The organism is Myxococcus sp. NMCA1 (assembly GCF_026810205.1).
In the GTDB taxonomy this organism is placed as follows: Bacteria; Myxococcota; Myxococcia; order Myxococcales; family Myxococcaceae; genus Myxococcus; species Myxococcus xanthus_A.
On the sequence record NZ_CP113950.1, the window covers coordinates 5235031 to 5251095 of the forward strand.

Annotated in this window: 13 protein-coding genes; 4 read left to right on the top strand and 9 right to left on the bottom strand. The window is 70.0% G+C overall.

Annotation, left to right across the window (positions count from 1 at the left end; all coding sequences use genetic code 11):
- Positions 1 to 33 precede the first annotated feature (33 nt).
- The 6 genes from OZ403_RS21575 to OZ403_RS21600 all read right to left on the bottom strand — a co-directional run bounded on the left by OZ403_RS21575 (position 34) and on the right by OZ403_RS21600 (position 7157).
- Entirely contained in the window at positions 34 to 1167 is a 1134-nt protein-coding gene (locus tag OZ403_RS21575; protein WP_140792529.1) for a hypothetical protein, read from the bottom strand.
- Positions 1164 to 1934, bottom strand: a complete 771-nt coding sequence (locus OZ403_RS21580) for a type III pantothenate kinase (protein ID WP_268784891.1) — start codon at positions 1932 to 1934, stop codon at positions 1164 to 1166. The genes OZ403_RS21575 and OZ403_RS21580 overlap by 4 nt, the downstream gene beginning before the upstream one ends.
- A 13-nt stretch (positions 1935 to 1947) precedes the next feature.
- Complete coding sequence (locus OZ403_RS21585; protein ID WP_140792532.1) at positions 1948 to 2952, bottom strand: biotin--[acetyl-CoA-carboxylase] ligase; 1005 nt, start codon at positions 2950 to 2952, stop codon at positions 1948 to 1950.
- A 31-nt stretch (positions 2953 to 2983) separates the two neighbouring features.
- The gene (locus tag OZ403_RS21590; RefSeq protein ID WP_140792534.1) at positions 2984 to 3619 is read right to left on the bottom strand and encodes a hypothetical protein; all 636 of its coding nucleotides are present in this window, start codon (positions 3617 to 3619) and stop codon (positions 2984 to 2986) included.
- Entirely contained in the window at positions 3597 to 4514 is a 918-nt protein-coding gene (locus OZ403_RS21595; RefSeq protein WP_140792536.1) for a HEAT repeat domain-containing protein, read from the bottom strand. Before OZ403_RS21595 ends, OZ403_RS21590 begins: the two co-directional genes overlap by 23 nt.
- Before the next feature lie 66 nt (positions 4515 to 4580).
- Positions 4581 to 7157, bottom strand: coding sequence for an HTH domain-containing protein (locus tag OZ403_RS21600; protein ID WP_268781613.1), 2577 nt, complete (start codon positions 7155 to 7157; stop codon positions 4581 to 4583).
- A 98-nt stretch (positions 7158 to 7255) separates the two neighbouring features.
- Between OZ403_RS21600 and OZ403_RS21605 the strand changes: the two genes are divergently transcribed.
- Positions 7256 to 9454 carry an outer membrane protein assembly factor BamB family protein gene (locus OZ403_RS21605; protein ID WP_268781614.1) on the top strand — a complete coding sequence of 733 codons (2199 nt, stop codon included), beginning with the start codon at positions 7256 to 7258 and terminating at the stop codon, positions 9452 to 9454.
- A gap of 13 nt (positions 9455 to 9467) precedes the next feature.
- Here OZ403_RS21605 and OZ403_RS21610 read toward each other — a convergent pair whose 3' ends face one another.
- The gene (locus OZ403_RS21610; RefSeq protein WP_174259314.1) at positions 9468 to 10382 is read right to left on the bottom strand and encodes a hypothetical protein; all 915 of its coding nucleotides are present in this window, start codon (positions 10380 to 10382) and stop codon (positions 9468 to 9470) included.
- A gap of 51 nt (positions 10383 to 10433) precedes the next feature.
- Between OZ403_RS21610 and OZ403_RS21615 the strand changes: the two genes are divergently transcribed.
- Positions 10434 to 11465: an alpha/beta fold hydrolase gene (locus OZ403_RS21615; protein ID WP_140792542.1), complete on the top strand. Its 1032-nt coding sequence runs from the start codon at positions 10434 to 10436 to the stop codon at positions 11463 to 11465.
- Here the strand turns inward: OZ403_RS21615 and udk are convergent, their stop codons facing one another.
- Together udk and OZ403_RS21625 are read right to left on the bottom strand one after the other, a co-directional pair.
- Positions 11466 to 12101 (bottom strand): uridine kinase, encoded by a 636-nt coding sequence (gene udk / locus OZ403_RS21620; RefSeq protein WP_140792544.1) that lies wholly within the window; start codon positions 12099 to 12101, stop codon positions 11466 to 11468.
- 69 nt (positions 12102 to 12170) lie between these two features.
- Entirely contained in the window at positions 12171 to 13823 is a 1653-nt protein-coding gene (locus OZ403_RS21625) for a DUF692 domain-containing protein (protein ID WP_268781615.1), read from the bottom strand.
- Positions 13824 to 13939: 116 nt separating this feature from the next.
- On the opposite strand from OZ403_RS21625, the gene OZ403_RS21630 reads away from it, so the two are divergent.
- Positions 13940 to 14755: a GNAT family N-acetyltransferase gene (locus tag OZ403_RS21630; RefSeq protein WP_140798707.1), complete on the top strand. Its 816-nt coding sequence runs from the start codon at positions 13940 to 13942 to the stop codon at positions 14753 to 14755.
- 230 nt (positions 14756 to 14985) lie between these two features.
- Complete coding sequence (locus OZ403_RS21635; protein WP_237077290.1) at positions 14986 to 15819, top strand: hypothetical protein; 834 nt, start codon at positions 14986 to 14988, stop codon at positions 15817 to 15819.
- Positions 15820 to 16065 lie beyond the last annotated feature (246 nt).

A 16065-nucleotide genomic window follows, 5' to 3' on the forward strand; every position in this document is an offset into this window, starting at 1 on the left:
CCGGGCCCACCGCGCCCGGGGCACCGCCGGCCCCTACCCCTGCTTCTTCGGGGTCGTCTTCTTCTCGTGCAGCTTCTTCGCGAAGCCCTGCACGGCCGCGGGCACGTTCTTGTCGCGGCTGAGGTCCTTCAGCTCGGCGTCCCGGAACGAGTTGAGGAACTTCATGGTGACGGTGAGCGGGACCTTGGGGTTCTTCACCAGCGCCATCTTCACCTTGTGGTTCTTCGTCCACTCGCGGTTGCTGTAGATGACGCGCAGCACGTCATCCATCATCGCGCGGTTGGTGGCGAACGAGAGCACCTCGCCGTCGGTGATGCGCGGGCTGCGGATGACGGCCACCGCTACCAGCTTGTTCGTCTCGCGGATGAGCGCGGTGCGGGCTTCCTTGTTGCCCAGCGTGGCCAGCTTGATCTTCTCCGCGATGGACATGCGCATGATGCGCTGGGCCAGCGTCAGGCGCTTGCCCTCCTCCATGGGGGCGGCGGATTCGTCCGCGGCCTCCTGGAACTCCTGAAGCACCTCCTCCGCGGTGGGGCCCTGCGGCGGGGGCGCCTCCGCGGCCTCGGGGCCGAAGACGCGCACGCGCGCGGCCTTCATCTGCGGCACGTCCATCAGCGTCAGTCCGCTGCGCACCGCGAAGTCGCAGACGTTGTCGATGAGCGACACCGGCGCGCTCGCGTTGACGCAGAGGTTGCGGAGGATGTCCTCGTGGCGCAGAAGACGGAGCTGGTTCTGCCCGATGATCTCCGCCAGCTTCGGGCTGCAGTCCTTCGCCACGTCCGCCACCGCGTCGTCCGGCGTGCTGGCGTTGAGGACCAGCATCTCCGCGTAGGCCTCGTTGCCTTTCACGAGCCCCAGGAGGTAGCCGAGCACCTGCGGCTGCACCTCTTCGTCGCGCAGCGCGGAGCCCAGAATCCTGTCCGGCAGCCCCGCGGCCGTCTTCGCCGCCGTCTCGCGCACGTTCGCGTCCGGATCGTACGTGAGCATGTAGAGCGCACCCACCATGTCGGAGGGGCTGAGCGGGACGAGCGACTTCGCCGCCATCATCCGCAGCGGCACCGGCGCCGCGGGGTCCACGTGCTTGCGCAGGTTGGGCGGCAGGAACTCCGCATCGAAGGGGCAGCCCGGGGGCGGTGTCGGGACAGCGTTGGGAGCGGCAGTGGTCATGACGCGTGATTCCTTCCGTAGATGATGCGCAGGCCCTCGAGCGTGAGGAACTCATCCACCTGGTGGATGACCTTCGACTCGCTGGCCACCAGCGACGCGAGCCCTCCGGTGGCGACGACCTTCACCGGAAAGCCCAGTTCGGCCTGCATGCGGGTGCAGATGCCGTCCACCATGCCCACGTAGCCGTAGACGAGCCCGGCCTGCATGGAGTGCACGGTGTTGCGCCCGATGACATGCGGCGGCCGCGCGAACTCCACACGCGGCAGCTTGGAGGCATTCTGGAACAGCGCCTCCATGGAGATGTTGATGCCGGGGCAGATGCAGCCCCCCAGGTACTCCCCCTTCGGCGACACCGCGTCGAACGTCGTCGCGGTGCCGAAGTCCACCACCACCACGCCGGCGTGGTGCTTCTCGTAGGCGGACACCGCGTTGACGATGCGGTCCGCGCCCACCTCCCGGGGATTGTCGTAGAGGATGGGCATGCCCGTCTTCACGCCGGGCCCGACGAACATGGGCCGGATGCGGAAGTACCGCTCGCTCATCTTCTCCAGGTTGGACTGGAGCGGCGGCACCACGCTGGACACGGCCACCGCTGTCACCTTCGTCGGATCGATGCCGCTATGGGCGAAGAGCTGCCGGACCAGGATGCCGTACTCATCCGAGGTGCGGCGCGTGCTGGTCTCCACGCGCCAGTGGTCGAGCAGGCGCCGGCCCTCGAACGCTCCGAGCACGGTGTTGGTGTTGCCGACGTCGATGGCCAGGAGCATCACACCGCGCACTCTATCGCCGTGGGCGAAGCTGCTCCACGTCGCCCGCCAACACGCGCTCGAGCGAGCCCTCCGCCGTCCGGACCAGCAGCGCCCCGGACGGGTCGATGTCCTCGGCCCGCCCCCGCAGCTCCTGCCGGTCGGTGCGCACCAGCACGTCCTGCCCCAGCGTGGACGACAGCGCCTTCCAGCGGGCACGCACCGCGTCGAAGCCCGTGGCCAGATAGAGGTCCAGCCACTCCTCCAGCCGCGTCCAGAGGGAGGCGGCGAAGCGGGTCCGGTGCACCGGCTGCCCCAGGGCCAGCGACAACGACGTGGCGGTGGCCCGCAGCTCCTCCGGGAAGTGCTCGGCCTGGGAGTTGAGATTGACCCCCACGCCCACGATGACGAAGTGCACGCGCTCGGGTTCGGCGGACAGCTCGGTGAGGATTCCCGCGACCTTGAGGCCGTCGATTTGGACGTCGTTGGGCCACTTGATGGCGGCCTCCACGCCCGCGTCGCGCAGCGATTCCGCCAGCGCCACGGCCGCCACCAGCGTCAGCTCCGGCGCACGCTGGGGCGGCAGGTCCGGACGGAGGATGGCGGAGAAGTAGAGGTTGAGGCCCGGCGGGGACACCCAGGTGCGGCCCCGGCGCCCCTTGCCCGCGGTCTGCTGCTCGGCCACCACGACCTCGCCGTGCTCAGCGCCATCCTGGGCCAGGCGGAAGGCCTTCTCGTTGGTGGAAGGCAGCGATTCGTGGTGGTGGATGGTGCGGCCCAGGTCGTGGGTGCCCAGCAGCGGGCCCACCTCGAGCGAGGTGAGCCGGTCCGGCACCGCCACCAGCCGGTAGCCTCGCGCGGACACCGCCTCGATGCGGTAGCCCTTCGCGCGCAGGGCCTCCACGTGCTTCCACACCGCCGTGCGCGACAGGCCCAGCTTGCTGGAGAGCGCTTCACCGGAGGTGTAGTCGCCCCCGCTTTCCGACAGGAAGCTCAGGATGAGCTCTTCCTGGGTCTGCTCGTTCGCATTGGCGGCCACAGCGGCACCTCGTGGAGATTCCTCCACCGTATCAACCCGAAGGCGGCGCCGCGCCGTCCCGGAGCTGCCAGGCCGTCAGTTCCAGGGAGGTCTGCGGCATCAGCTGGCCGTTGGTCTCCACGGCCACTTCGATGCGCACCACGCCGACGCCAGGCGCGAACGTCATCGTATTCACCAGCGTGGCCTTGGCGTCCACCCGGTTGCGGCCCTCCACCTGGACACAGTTCGGGAAGGTGCCCGCAGGCGTCTCACAGGAGTCCCCCGCCTGGACGATGTGGTAGCGCTCCGTGGAGGACACGGACACCACGTTCGTCCACGAGTGCCCGGTCCGCACCGGACCGCGCAGCAGGTAGCGCTTGGGGTCTCTCAAGCCGTAGCCGTCCAGCGAGAGCTGACCGCCCTGGCTGTCATGGAAGACGCCGGCCTCTTCCTTGAGAATCTCCACGGTGACTTGTTTGTCGTCGCGGCCGTTGAGCCGGTAGGTCCAGCTGTTGCCCACCGCGAGCGGGTAGTACACGGACACGTCATCGGTGCTGGCGCTCGCGCCCGCCGCCGCGTCGACGTTCTTGGAACAGCCCGTGCCCAGCACCAGGGCCGCCAGCACCGCGGCCCCGCCCATGCCGAATGAACGCTTCATGTCGATGTCAGTCCGCGCGGCTGGGGCCACGCGCCTCCGCAGGTGAGTGCTTACGTGATGCGTAGAGCGTGTCCAGCGCCTGTTGCGCGGCGGCCTGGACGGCGGGCGCATCGTGCCCCTGCGCCATCGTGTAGAGATAGGCCTCCGCCTCCGGGCCACCGATTTCGCCCACCGCGAAGACAATCTCCTGCACGAAGCCCAGGTCACGGCCACGCACCAGGTCGATGAGCACGGGCACGGCGGCTCGCGCCTTCATCTCCACGAGCGAGCCCATCGTCCTGCGCACCGTCTCTGCGTCGGTCGCTTCCTTGAGCCGGTCGATGAGCAGCGGCGCGGCCGCCGGGTGCTGCCGTTCCGCCAGCGTGCGCAGGCTGAACTCCCGCACCCGCGAGTCCGAGGCCTTGAGGTCCAGCACCAGCTCTTCATCGGTGCGGTCCAGCGCCGTCAACTGCATGACGGCGGACTCGGTCACCTGGCGCAGCACGTTGGCCAGTGCCGTGCGCATGGCCTTCTGCCGTCCCGCGGGCGAGTCCTCCTCGACGGGCGCCTCTCCCAGCCCGACCAGTTCGTAGCGCTGGGGCAGACTCCCACCGAAGCGCTCCAGGACCAGGTTGGCACCTACTTCGGCGAAGCTGCGCGGGTCACCGTCCTTCAGCACTTCGCGGGTGAAGGGCACATCCAGCGTCAGGCGCCAGGGCCGCTCCTCGCGAGGCGCCTCCGCGCCCTTCTGCTCGAAACGGCCGGAGTCTTTCAGGGCGGCGGTGAAGAGCGTGGCCACGCCCTCGGGAGCCAGGCCCAGCAGGGCGTTGTCCCGCAGGGTGGCCCCGGAGAGTTCCACCGGCGCCACCGGGTAGCGCGGCGACTGCCATCGGCAGGCACCGAGCAGCAGGACGACGCAGGAGGCGAGCAACAGGACCGGCTTCATCGCTCCCCAGGGTAACACCTGGAGAGCGGCGGCGCCGACCAATCCCTCACCTCCTGGAGTGCCGCGTCAGCTATCGCGCTCCCCGGACGGCCCCTTGGGGGGCACGGACGAGTCAGCGGACGGCTCACCGTCGGTGGGAGAGGGAGCAGGCTCGCTGACCTGTGCGCCCTCCGCGGATCCAGAAGACGTCGTCATCGCGGCACCAGGGGCCACTTCGCCCGCCGAGCCGTCCTGCACGCCCGCCTGAGTCAGCCCCGAAGTCGGAGCAACCGATGACGTCTCCTCGGAAGGAGCAGTCCCGGACACGTCCACCTGTGTGGCGACGCCCACGGACGCGGATGCCACTTCGCCGGAGACCGCCCCGGAACCGACATCACCAGCAGAGGCAATCGCTTCGCCCGACACGGCACCTGGGGCAGCAACCGAGCCCGCTCCACTGTCAGCGCTCGCATCGCCGGACTTGGAGACGGGCGGTGCCTCGCCAGCACCGTTCGCAGCAGGAGACGCGACCCCCGTAGCACCGGTCCCGGCAGTCGACACTCCGGTGGCACCGACAGAAGTCGTCTCTCCAGCGACGCTCCAGGCGGCCGTATCTCCGCCAGCGCCCTCAGCCGAGGCTCCGGCCTCGCCAGCAGCGGCACCGCCCGTAACGGAGGCACCCGCCTCGCCCGCGGTACCACCGGCACCCGAAGCACCGGCCTCGCCAGCACCCGTAGCCGAAGCACCGGCCTCGCCCGCGGTACCACCGGCACCTGTGTTGGAGGCACCCGCCTCCCCTGTGGCACCACCAGCACCCGCAGCCGCGACTCCCGCCTCGCCCGCGGTACCACCGGCACCCGCAGCGCCCGCCTCACCAGCGGCAGCGGCCTCTCCAGCAGCCCCCGCCTCACCAGGAGCTCCGGTGGCACCGGCCTCACCCGCGCGGCTGCCACGGCCGCGACGGCCCCGGCGACGACGGCGGCGGCGCTTGCGGTCACCCGGTGCCCCTTCGGCACCGGCATCCGCGGCAGTTCCATCGGGACGCGCACCACCCACGAAAGCGCTGGCGGCCTCGAGGTCGTCATCCTCCCCGTCCTCGTCGTCGCCCTCCTCATCGTCCTCGTGGCCCAGCAGGACCGGCGCGGCCGGAACCGGAGCGGCTTCACGCGCATCACCAACGGGAGCAGCCGGAGCTTCCTCCGTGGAAGCCCCCGCGGTGGCCTCCGCTTCACGAGCCTCACGGGCCTCGCGCGACTCACGCTCACGGCGGCGCTTCTCACGCGGACGCTCGCGTTCCGCCGGTGCCGCGGCCTCGGTGGGCTCCTCGCCTTCCCGGGCCTGCTTCTCGCGCTGACGCTCCTCGCGGCGCTTCTGGGCCTCCTCGGCATCCAGCTTCGCGGCCTCGAAGAACTTCTCGTCGACCTCGTACAGCGCGACCTGCGTGACGGAGACGGCCGTCTCCGCTTCCAGGAACTTCTCGCCCAGCGCGTCACCGCACCAGAGCATCACCAGCGAACCATTGGCCTGCGCCTCGGTGCGCGCATCACCGCGCACGTCACCCGGGCTCACCAACAGGCCCACCTGCGCCGAGTAGTGGCCCAGGTCACGCCGCAGCTCCTGCACCGACTTGCGGTCGATGCCGGGCGTGCCCTTCAGCATGCGCACCGCGTAGCGCAACTCCACGCTGCCCTCGCGCTTGCGCGCCGTGAGCAAGGGCCCTTCCTTGGACCGCTTGGCCACCTTCAGCTCGCGGAAGCCCAGGCCGTGCATCATCTTCACGACGGACTTCTCGAACGTACCGACGTCCAGTTCGCCCAGGCGCTTACGCAGCCCACGCGCCACGGAGCGGCGCGCGTCCTTGAGCGCGGCGCGCAGCGTGGACACCAGCGCGGCATCCGCCGGGGCCTCGCCCGCGGCAGCTGGCTTGCCCAGCACCGGACGGCCAGCCTCCAGCGGGATGCCCAGCGCCTGCGCGAACGCGGCCTGGAGTTCCAGCGGAGGGGCCTCGCTCGGGGCGCCAGCGCGCTCCAGCGACACCTCACCAGAGTCCTTGCTGAAGGCGTACTGCGGCCGGCGGCCCGCGTCGATGCGACGCTGGTTGTCCTCCAGCAGCGCGGTGAGCACCGCCTCCACCGTGGTGTCCTCGGCGCACAGCTCCTTGGCCCGGGCACGCTCGATGATCTGATCGGTGCGCAGCCCGATGTCCGACTCGCTGAGAATCTCGAACACCACCTCGGGCAGCGGCGGGAAGCGCTTGCGGCGACCGCCACGCTCCTCGTCCTCATCGCGGCGGCGCTTGCGGTCGCTGCCACGGCCCGCGACCCGCACGTTGTCCGTGCGCGGCTCCGGGTGACGCTCCGCCGGACGCAGCGGCGGCAGCTCTTCTTCAGGATGCGGCTCGACCACGCCGGTTTGAGCCAGTGCCTCGACGTCCTCGGGAATCGACCAGTCAACCAGCGCGAAGGTGTCCTTCGCCGTCACAAGTACCTTGCGATCCCGCGTGCGGCGCGCCATGGCTGCGAGGCGCGACAGCATCGTCACCTCAGGCGTCTTGCCCACGTGGGACAGCAGGCTCTGCTGGATGGACTTCTCGGTAATTTCAAGGAAGTGGAGGGGACGACCTTCGCTCTCCAGGATGCGGAGCGCGGCCTCGTAGAATGTCATCGAGTATTCCCCAGGAATTCCGAACGGTTACAAAAATGTAGGTCCGTATAGGCGGCGGATGCTAGCCATCGCTAAACTGGCTTGTCAACGAACGCAAGATGACCCGCATACGCATCGGACAGCGCTGGAAACGCGAACCCGCGGCTTCCCCGCTCGATTCCATCGCACTGGAATTGGACGGGGTGGACCTTCTGTCCGGGGCCGTGGAGGAGTCTCTAGCAGAAGTCGTCCCCTCCCTGGTGCGCTCAGTTGCGGCGCTAGCGGGTGGGCGTCAGAAACTGGCCCAGGTCTCCCTGCCCGAGGCCCACCTGGAGCTGGTGCTCCGCCGCATGGGGCCGGAGGTGGAGCTGCTGGTGGCCAACCTCTCCCGCCCTGCCCGGCTGATGCGCCCGCCCGTCCGGGTGGAGCTGGAGGAACTGGTGAAGACGGTCCGTGAGGCCGGCGAGCGCTTCCTCGCCGACGTCACCCGGGCCGGGCCCAAGTCGCTGGCCACCACCGTGGGGCAAGCCCTCAAGGAGCCGCTGAAAGGCCTGAACCGGCCCGCCCGTCCTCCAGACGAGGCGCCGGCCCGGCCCGCCACCCGGCGCGTGGAGCCCACGGAAGTCCCGGGCTTCGGCTTCGAGCTCCGGGACGCCGGCGTCCCCATGGGCCGTGGCGCCGCGCGGGGGACGGCCGGACTGCTGGCGCCCCTGCTGGCATCGGGCGAGGTCTGGCTGTCGCTGCCCGGAAAGGCCGAGGCCTGGCGCGTCCCCGGCCCGCCGTTCCTGACGGCGCTGGAGCTGTCGCGACAGGCGGTGGAGCTGGCGCGCGCGGTGGAGCTGGGCGAAAGCCGCTTCGAGCTGGCCCCCGCGGGGGCGAAGCCTTCGCTCCTGGTCGACCTGAAGTCGGGCCAGGCGAAGGCGGGACGCACCGGGACGCCCTTCCCGCTCGCGGGCAACGTGCTCGCCGCCGCCCTCTTCCACCTGGGCGAGTCCCTGGCCGCGGCCTTCGCGGAGGCGGACCGCGCGCTGGTGGCCAACCCGTACCGGATGGAGCTGGCGGAGCGCTGCCGCGAGGGCCTTTCGCACCTGCGTGGCCCCGTGCAGCCCCCCGAGGCCAGGGGCGCGGCCCGAGAGAAGAAGGCCCGGGCCACGGGCCAGGGCACCTCACGTCCGTTGAAGGTCCCCGGCCGGTTGCGCCGGCTGCGCTTCGCGAAGCTGTGGGAGAAGCGCGGCCTGCCGGACGCGGAGGAATCGAGGCTGCTGCTCGGCCGGCACGGGCCGGTGTACTGCGCGCCGCAGCTCGCCTCCGCGTTCTCCCGAAAGGACGGAGCCCTACTGTGGAAGCGCGCCGCGGCGCTGGGTGTGGCCGCGTCGGCGGATGGCCACGCGGTGGCGGCGGACATCGCGCGTGTCTACGGTTTCACGGGCCGGGGCGGCGGTGCGCGCTGGCTGCATGACCACGACGGAATCCCCCTGGGTCCGCTGCTGCTGCGCAAGGACGGCCTGCTGCTCACCTTGTCCGAGGACCGCACCGTCGTGGCCTTCGCGGAGGCCACGGGCCGCGAGGTCTGGCGCCTGGCGCCGCCGCGGACCCAGCGCAGCTGGCTGGCCACCCAGGGACACCGCGCGCTGGTGGGCACGGACTCGGGCTACCTCTATGGGCTCGACCTGGAGGACGGCCAGGTCCGCTACCGCATGCGCGCGCCCATGCCGTTCCACGGGCCACCCGTGGCCTGGGGCCGGCGCTTCCTGGCCATGCTGGGCCGCGGCTCGCACTGGGCCGTGTTGCTCGCGGATGCGCACACCGGCGAATCCGTGTGGACGCATGAGCCGGACCTGTCCCACCTGTCCGCGCCGTTGCCCGTGGGCTCGCGGGTGTTCATCGCCGGAGAGCGCGAGCGCGAAGGCATGCTGCTCTGCCTGGACGCGAAGGGCCGGCGCCTCTGGGAGCGCCCGCTCAACCTGGGCCCTGGCCCCTATGCGTTGGCGCCCCTCCCCCGCGCGGTGGTGGTGACGAGCGCCTCGGGCGCCGCCACACGGGTGGCCGCATCCGGCACGGTGGACTGGCGCGTGGGCGCCGCGGGCGAGCCGCTCATCAGCGCGCTCCCCGCCCATACCGCGCGCGACGTCACGCTGGTGCCAGGGGAGCGCGTCCGCGCGGTGGACCCCCGCGGCGGGCAGGTGCTCGCGGAGGTCCAGGCCGGCGTGGGGCTCGTCGCGCTCCAGGCCGACGTGCGCCTCAACCTCTACTTCCTGGACGATGCCGGCACGCTGTCCGCGTACCGGCTCGGCTCTCACTTCACGGTGGTGGAGTAACCCCCGCGAAGGCCTAGTTCGCCGCGGCCTTCGACGGGTCGATCTCCTCCTCGGGGCGCTCTTCCTGGGTGGCGCCCTCCCAGGACTCGCCGGCGCCGAGCTTCCATTCCGACGGCACGTCCAGCTTCCACACGTAGGTGGACGCCGCGGTGCCGCCCGACGCCGCGCTGGAGGAGAGGTTGATGGTCATCTCCACCTTCGCCACCTCGTTCGGGAGCAGGTCCAGGTCGTAGTGGCCCAGCACCATCTGCGGGGGGAACGCCCGGACGAAGCGCTCCGGGTGGTCAATCTTCATGGACGGGTCGGCGCCGCGCATCTCGCCCAGCAGCTTCCCCTTCGCGTCGGTGAGCTTCCACACCGTGTCGAACGTGGCGCTGGTCATCATCTTCAGCACCTTGCCGTCGTCCTTGAGCACACGCTGCGCGCCCCACACCGCCAGTTGCAGGCGGATCTGCGGCTTGCCCAGCACCATCACCACGTCGGAGGAGATGATGTCCAGGCGCATGCCCTTGTCCGTGGCCGTCCACACCGGGCGGTAACGGCCCTCGCGCAGGCTGTCGAACGTCTTGCGCGTGTACTCGTAGAAGGCCTTGCGGTCGTTGGCACGGTCATCCTTCGCGCCACTCTCCTCGCGCTTCTCCAGCTCCAGGAGATAGTCGTCGAACTTCGTGTTCCCCTTGAAACGCGTGAGGTGCGCGTCCACCTGCTCGAAGTAGTGCTTGAAGAAGGGCTTCAACTCATCGCGGTAGCTGGCCTCGTCCGGGTTGGCGCGCATCCAGCCCACCCGTTCGAGGTACTCCGCGTGAATCCGTTGCTGATCCGCATCCCGCTGGGCTTCCAGCGCGCGACCGCTCGCGCTGCGATAGCTCATGACGGCGGCCAGCAGCACACCCGCGACGATGACGATGACTCCGAAGTAGCGCTTCACGCGGCAGTCTCCTGTGCCTTTGTCCTGGCAGTGATATGAAAAATCCCCAACGTGATCCAGGCCACCGGGACCCACCTGTTCACCACGCCCCTTCCCTTGGAGGAAGGAGAGCTGCTGGGCAATCCCCAGGTGGCCTGGGCGGCCTACGGAGAACCATCAGACGGCAAAGCGGTGGTGTTGCTGCACGACCTCGCGCACTCGCACCTCGCGCTGGGCCCGCCGGAGGACTCGGCGTACCAGCCCTCCGGCTGGGGACGCGCCCTGGTGGGGACGAACCTCGCGTTGGACCCCGCCATCACCCCCGTCTTCTCCCCCGGGTTGCTCGGCAGCCCTTTCGGTAGCACGTCGCCCGCAACGGTGAATCCCGCGTCGGGTGAACGCTGGGGGCTCGAGCTGCCGCCGCTCACGGTGCAGGACATGGCGCGCGCCGTGTCGGCCACGCTGCGCGCGCGGGGACTGACGCAGGTGCGCGCGCTGGTGGGCGTGGGACTGGGCGCCCATGTGGCGCTGCGACTGGCGTCGCTGTTCCCCGACCTGGCCGAGGGCGTGGTGGCCATCGGCGCGGCGCGCGCGCTGCCCGAAGGCGTGCGCGAGAAGCTGGGCCTGTCCTGGCAGGTGCTGCGCGCGGATCCGGACTACCGGGACGGCCTCTACGCGCTGGACGCGCCGCCGCGAAAGACGATGCGCAAGCTGCGTCTGGACTTCCTGAAGCTGCTCTGCGGACGTGAGTTCCTGGCCTCCGCGTACCCGGCCCCCGACGCGGCCCGCGCCGCGCTGGAGACTGAAGCGGACGCCTTCGCGGACGCCTTCGACGCGGTGTCCTGGGCGTCGCTGTGCTCGGCGTACGCGGGCAGTGACGTGTCGGACGGCTTCTCGCGAATCCGTGCGCGGGTGCTCCTGGTGACGGGGACGTCGGATGCCATGGCCCCGGTGAACCGGGTGCGTGACACCTACCACCTGCTGAGCGCCGCGGGCGTGAGCGCCCGCTTCCTCGAGCTGCCGGGGCCCGGGGACCACGCGGCACTGCTCCAGGACGCGGAGCGGCTCCATGGCCCGCTGAGCGACTTCCTGCGGCGGTGCTGACTAGTCCCGCTTCACGGCGCCGGAGAGCTTGCCGCGAAGCGCGCCCACCAGCATGCCAATGGCAATCTCGTTGTTGCCGCCGTGCGGGATGATGATGTCCGCGAAGTGTTTGGACGGCTCCACGAAGCCCATGTGCATGGGCCGCACGTGGCGCAGGTACTGGCTCACCACGTGGTCGAAGTCGCGGCCGCGGTCCTTGATGTCGCGGGTGAGGCGCCGGAGGATGCGAAGGTCGTCGTCCGCGTCGACGTAGATCTTCACGTCCATCACATCCCGGACCTCCTTCATGTGGAGCACCAGGATGCCCTCGATGAGGATGATGTCGCCGGGGTCCACGTTCTTCGTCTGCGGCGTGCGCGACGAAGTGACGAAGTCGTAGACGGGCTTCTGGATGGGCTGCCCGGACTTCAGCGCTTGCAGGTGCTGAACCAGCAGCTCCCTGTCGAAGGCATCCGGGTGGTCGAAGTTCACCTCACGCCTGTCCGCCAGCGGAAGGTCCTTCAAGTCCCGGTAGTATGAATCCTGATCGATGAAGGCCACGCGGCAATCGGCCAATGCCTCGCGTACCTTGCGGGCAACGGTGGTCTTGCCGGACGCGGTGCCGCCCGCGATTCCGACGACGAGGGGGGACGCCATGTGGGCGCGACGTATCTTACCAGGACGACCAGCGCAAGGGTTCGGTCCAATCCTGAACAATTCTTCCCGCTATCCCCGGCGGATCAGCCCACGCCCCCTCGCCGCCTCCAGCAACCCAGGGGACACCTCCGCCTCGGCCATGGGCCGCACAGCGAGCATTCCCAGGAATTCACCCAAGGCTGGGGGCACCGACATCACCTCCGGTCCTCCCGCCTTGCGCCGAGCGACGAAGGACCAGGGCCCCGGGCCCGGCCGGCGCGCCACCTGGTTCAGCGAATCCAGGCCGGACAGCTCCAACGTGCCACACGCCCACGCACGGGCCGTGAGGTGCCGGCGTACGGCTCGGGCGGAATGGACCAGCTCGGACAGGTCCACGGGAAGCGACCCGACCCGCACGTCCTCCATCAACCCCACCTGCCCCGGCGCGGGCGCGGGCACCCGCCGCGTGAACAGCGACGGCAGCAGCATCTCCAGCGTCAACGCCGCCGACGCCCCCTCATCCGGTGATTCGCGCAGCCGGCGCATGGCCCAGGACGCGAAGGACTGCCCGGGCGTCCGCGTCACGGAGTCGAAGAGCTTCCGGTACTCCTTCGAGCCGGTGAAGGCCGCCAGCCCCTCCCGCGTGCCCGCGAGCAACAACCGGGTGAGTGGCCAATCGCGGTCGAGGACCTCCGCGACCACGGCCAGGCGGAAGTCCTGGTCCGCCAGCGTGCCGGCTTCGTCCTCCACGGAGGCCGCGGGCGCGGCGGCGTAACCCGCGTCGAACAAGGCCCAGGGCTGGCTGTCCTCCGTGAGTGGAGGCACGGCCGCGACAGCCGCCGGTACGCACCACGTCAGCGGAGGACGCGCTCCCGAGGGCACCAGCTGGCGCAGGCGGCGCAAGGACATCCGGGCGACCTCGGGCGGGTGGCCATCTCCCTCGAAGGTGACGGCACGCAGCGACGGGCAGCGCGGAATCAACGAGGCCAGCAGGTCGAACAGCTCCTCGCGCACCGGCTGCGTGTGGTCATCCACGTAGAAGCTGCGCGGCCCCCGGTGCGTCACCACGCCTCCGGCGATGTGCAGCTCGATGACCTGGTCGAGCGGAAAGCCGTCCAGCCCCGACTCCAATGGCAGTCCCGCGGAGAGCTGATGGCTGAGCAGGTGCCCCAGGTCGAGCAGCAGCGGCGCCCCGGTGCGCGCGTGCAGCTTCGCCATGAAGTCGAGCACATGCCACTGCCCGCGCCGCGCGAGCACCGCGGGGTTCTCCAGCACGAGCGGCACGGACAGGTGCCGCTGGACATGGAGCGCGTGGGACACGCACGCCTCCAGGCCCGCTTCGTTGAAGGGCGGCGTGAAGTAGAGGTAGCCCGGGAAGGGCTGCCCGTCCACGTGCCACCAGCCCACGTCGTTGCCCACCCAGGGACTCTCCACGGCGCGCGCGTGGGCGTCCAAATCCCTCAAGGCCTGGCCTGGCTCCAGCGCGGGCCCCCAGAGGTTGAGGTGGACGGGATGGAAGAGCACCGGGACGTCCTGGCGACGGCGCCACATCTCCGGGAACAACGAGGCGTGCGCCTTCGACTCTTCCAAGGAGAGCGGCGCGCTGTACTCCACGTAGTCGAAGAGGCCCGGTGACTCGTCCAGCAAGCGGTAGGGCTGCGGCACGTCCGCCACGCTCAGGTTGCTGCTCAACCCCAGGCCCCGCCAGGGCAGTGTCCACGTCTCGGAAACCGCATGCGTCATCCGCTCAACGTAGACGCGCCCCGCGTCCACCGCCACCCGCGACTGCCGGGCAGTGGCGCGCTGAACGCTCCCGAGGTCGGGTATGCTCGCCGATTCCCCTCACCCCAGGAGCCACGATGCCCGCCCCCTCACGCGTCGAGATAGATGAGTCCAACGCGCAGTACCGTGGAGCCTGGAGGCTGTTCGCACTGGGCAGCAAGTCGGGTGAAGTGGTGGAGCGCCCCGAGGTCTACATCACCGCCTGCCACGTAGCCTGGTCGATGATGAACTCCGCCTTCCTGCGCGCGCCCGTCGAAACGGAACAAGCGCTCGCGGCCGCGGCGGCTTCGGCGGCGCGCTACTTCTCCGCCGGCAAACATGGCTGGAGCTTCGTCATCTGCGACGACTGGCTGGCGCCCTCCGTGCGCGACAACGCGCCCTCCATCCTTGCCTGGTACGGGCTCAAGTCCGAGATGGGCGTCACCGGAATGGTGGCGGACCGGCTGGCGCCCGCCATTCACCCACAGCCCCCGTTCGCCGTCCGTCCCGTCACGGATACCTGGGGCCGGCAGGCCGTGGCCGACATCAACGCCAACGCCTACGACGTCCCCCGCCACTTCGGCCGTGAAGCGTTCGACGAGGACACGCTCTACACCCCGGACTGCCAGGGCTTCGTGGCGTGCCGCGACGAAGAGGCCGCGGCCAGCACGGTGGTGCTGCGCGTGGATGCCGCCGCCTACGTCGCCCTCGTCGCGACCCAGCCGCAACACCGCCGGCAGGGTGCCGCCGAGGCCGTGATGCGACATGCGCTGGCGAAGGCCCATCAGGACTGGGGCACCGAGCGCACCGTCCTCCACGCGACCAGCGCGGGCGAGCCCGTCTACACCCGCATGGGCTACCGGCCGGTGACGCGCTTCCGCATGTACATGGCGCCTCCACCGGGCCAGGGCTGAGCCACGCGCGAGGGCTCGGCACGGGGGAGTAAAAACAGACTCACGCCATTTCGAGAGAGTGACTGGCTTTTTCTACCGAGCTTGAAAGCCAGTCGCCCCACCTCATTGAAGAATGCCGCTCTCGCATGAACTGCGGCCCACATTCTTCGATGGCGTGGAGGTTATGGCACACTGATCCGTGAGGGGGCTTGCCGCACGTCTTGCATCGCCCAGCCACACGGAGTCCGTACATGGCCAAGTGGGATGATCTCGTCCTGGCGATTCCACCGCACGCGGGCGGCAGATATCAGGCGCCCGCCGCGGTCACGCTGCTGGAGACACTCCTCGGCCTTCACGAAGCACAGCTCACCCTCCTTCGCGGATTGCATCGCGACGTCCGGCCGCTGCGGGAAGGTCCCTTCCATGCCGGGCGGCTCCACCTGGAGGCCGTGCGCGCCCCTCAGGCCACCCGCGACGAACAGCTGGAGCGGCTGAAGTCCGCGCGGAGCTGCTTCACGGAAGCCATGGGCACCGAGCGCGACAAGGCGCGGCTGTCGTTCATCGCCCTGCACCTGGGCCTCTGCTGGCTGCTGCTGGGCGCGGAGCGGGATGCGCGGGAGTGGACGCAGCTGGCCCACCGCACGGCCGTGGAGGCCATGAAGGACATCCTGGTGGAAGCCTCGAAGCACCAGGGCCTCACCCAGAACCGGTACCTGGATCCGGCGCTCACCTTCTTCATGTTCTTCACCAGCACGGCCACGCTGGGCGCGGGCTACCTCTTCTGGGACCGGGTGCTCAGCAAGCGCACGGGCACGGTGATGCGGCGCGCGCTGGGGCAGATGCAGGCGCTGGCGGACTACGTGGACATGCTGGGCGAGGTCCGCCTCCGCCTGGGCGAGCTCCCCCATGACGTCGCCCGGTACGAGCTGACCCACGGCGTGGACGAACAGCAGTCCGTCGCCCGCATCACCATCCGGAAGCTCATCAGCGACCGGGAGGCCATCTACTTCAACGGCCGGGAGACCCGGAAGGTCACCTGGAACGACCAGGAGCGCTCCGAGGTCATCACCCGCGAGCTGATCTGACGCCGGGCGCTGTCACCGTCCCGTCAAAACCTGTTTTCAGGATTGCCGCGAGCGAAACGTCAGACCGGCCCGCCATAGTAGCGGCACTTCCTCGATGGGGGCGAAGGTGACGGCGCAAACGATGCTCGTGTTCATTCCAGTGATTCTCCTACTCGCCGCGGCGATTGCGATTCCGCGGCCCCGCCGGCGCTCACGCCGGTAGTCGTAGTCACGGCCGGGGTTGCGCCCCGGCCGTCTCCCCGGCCC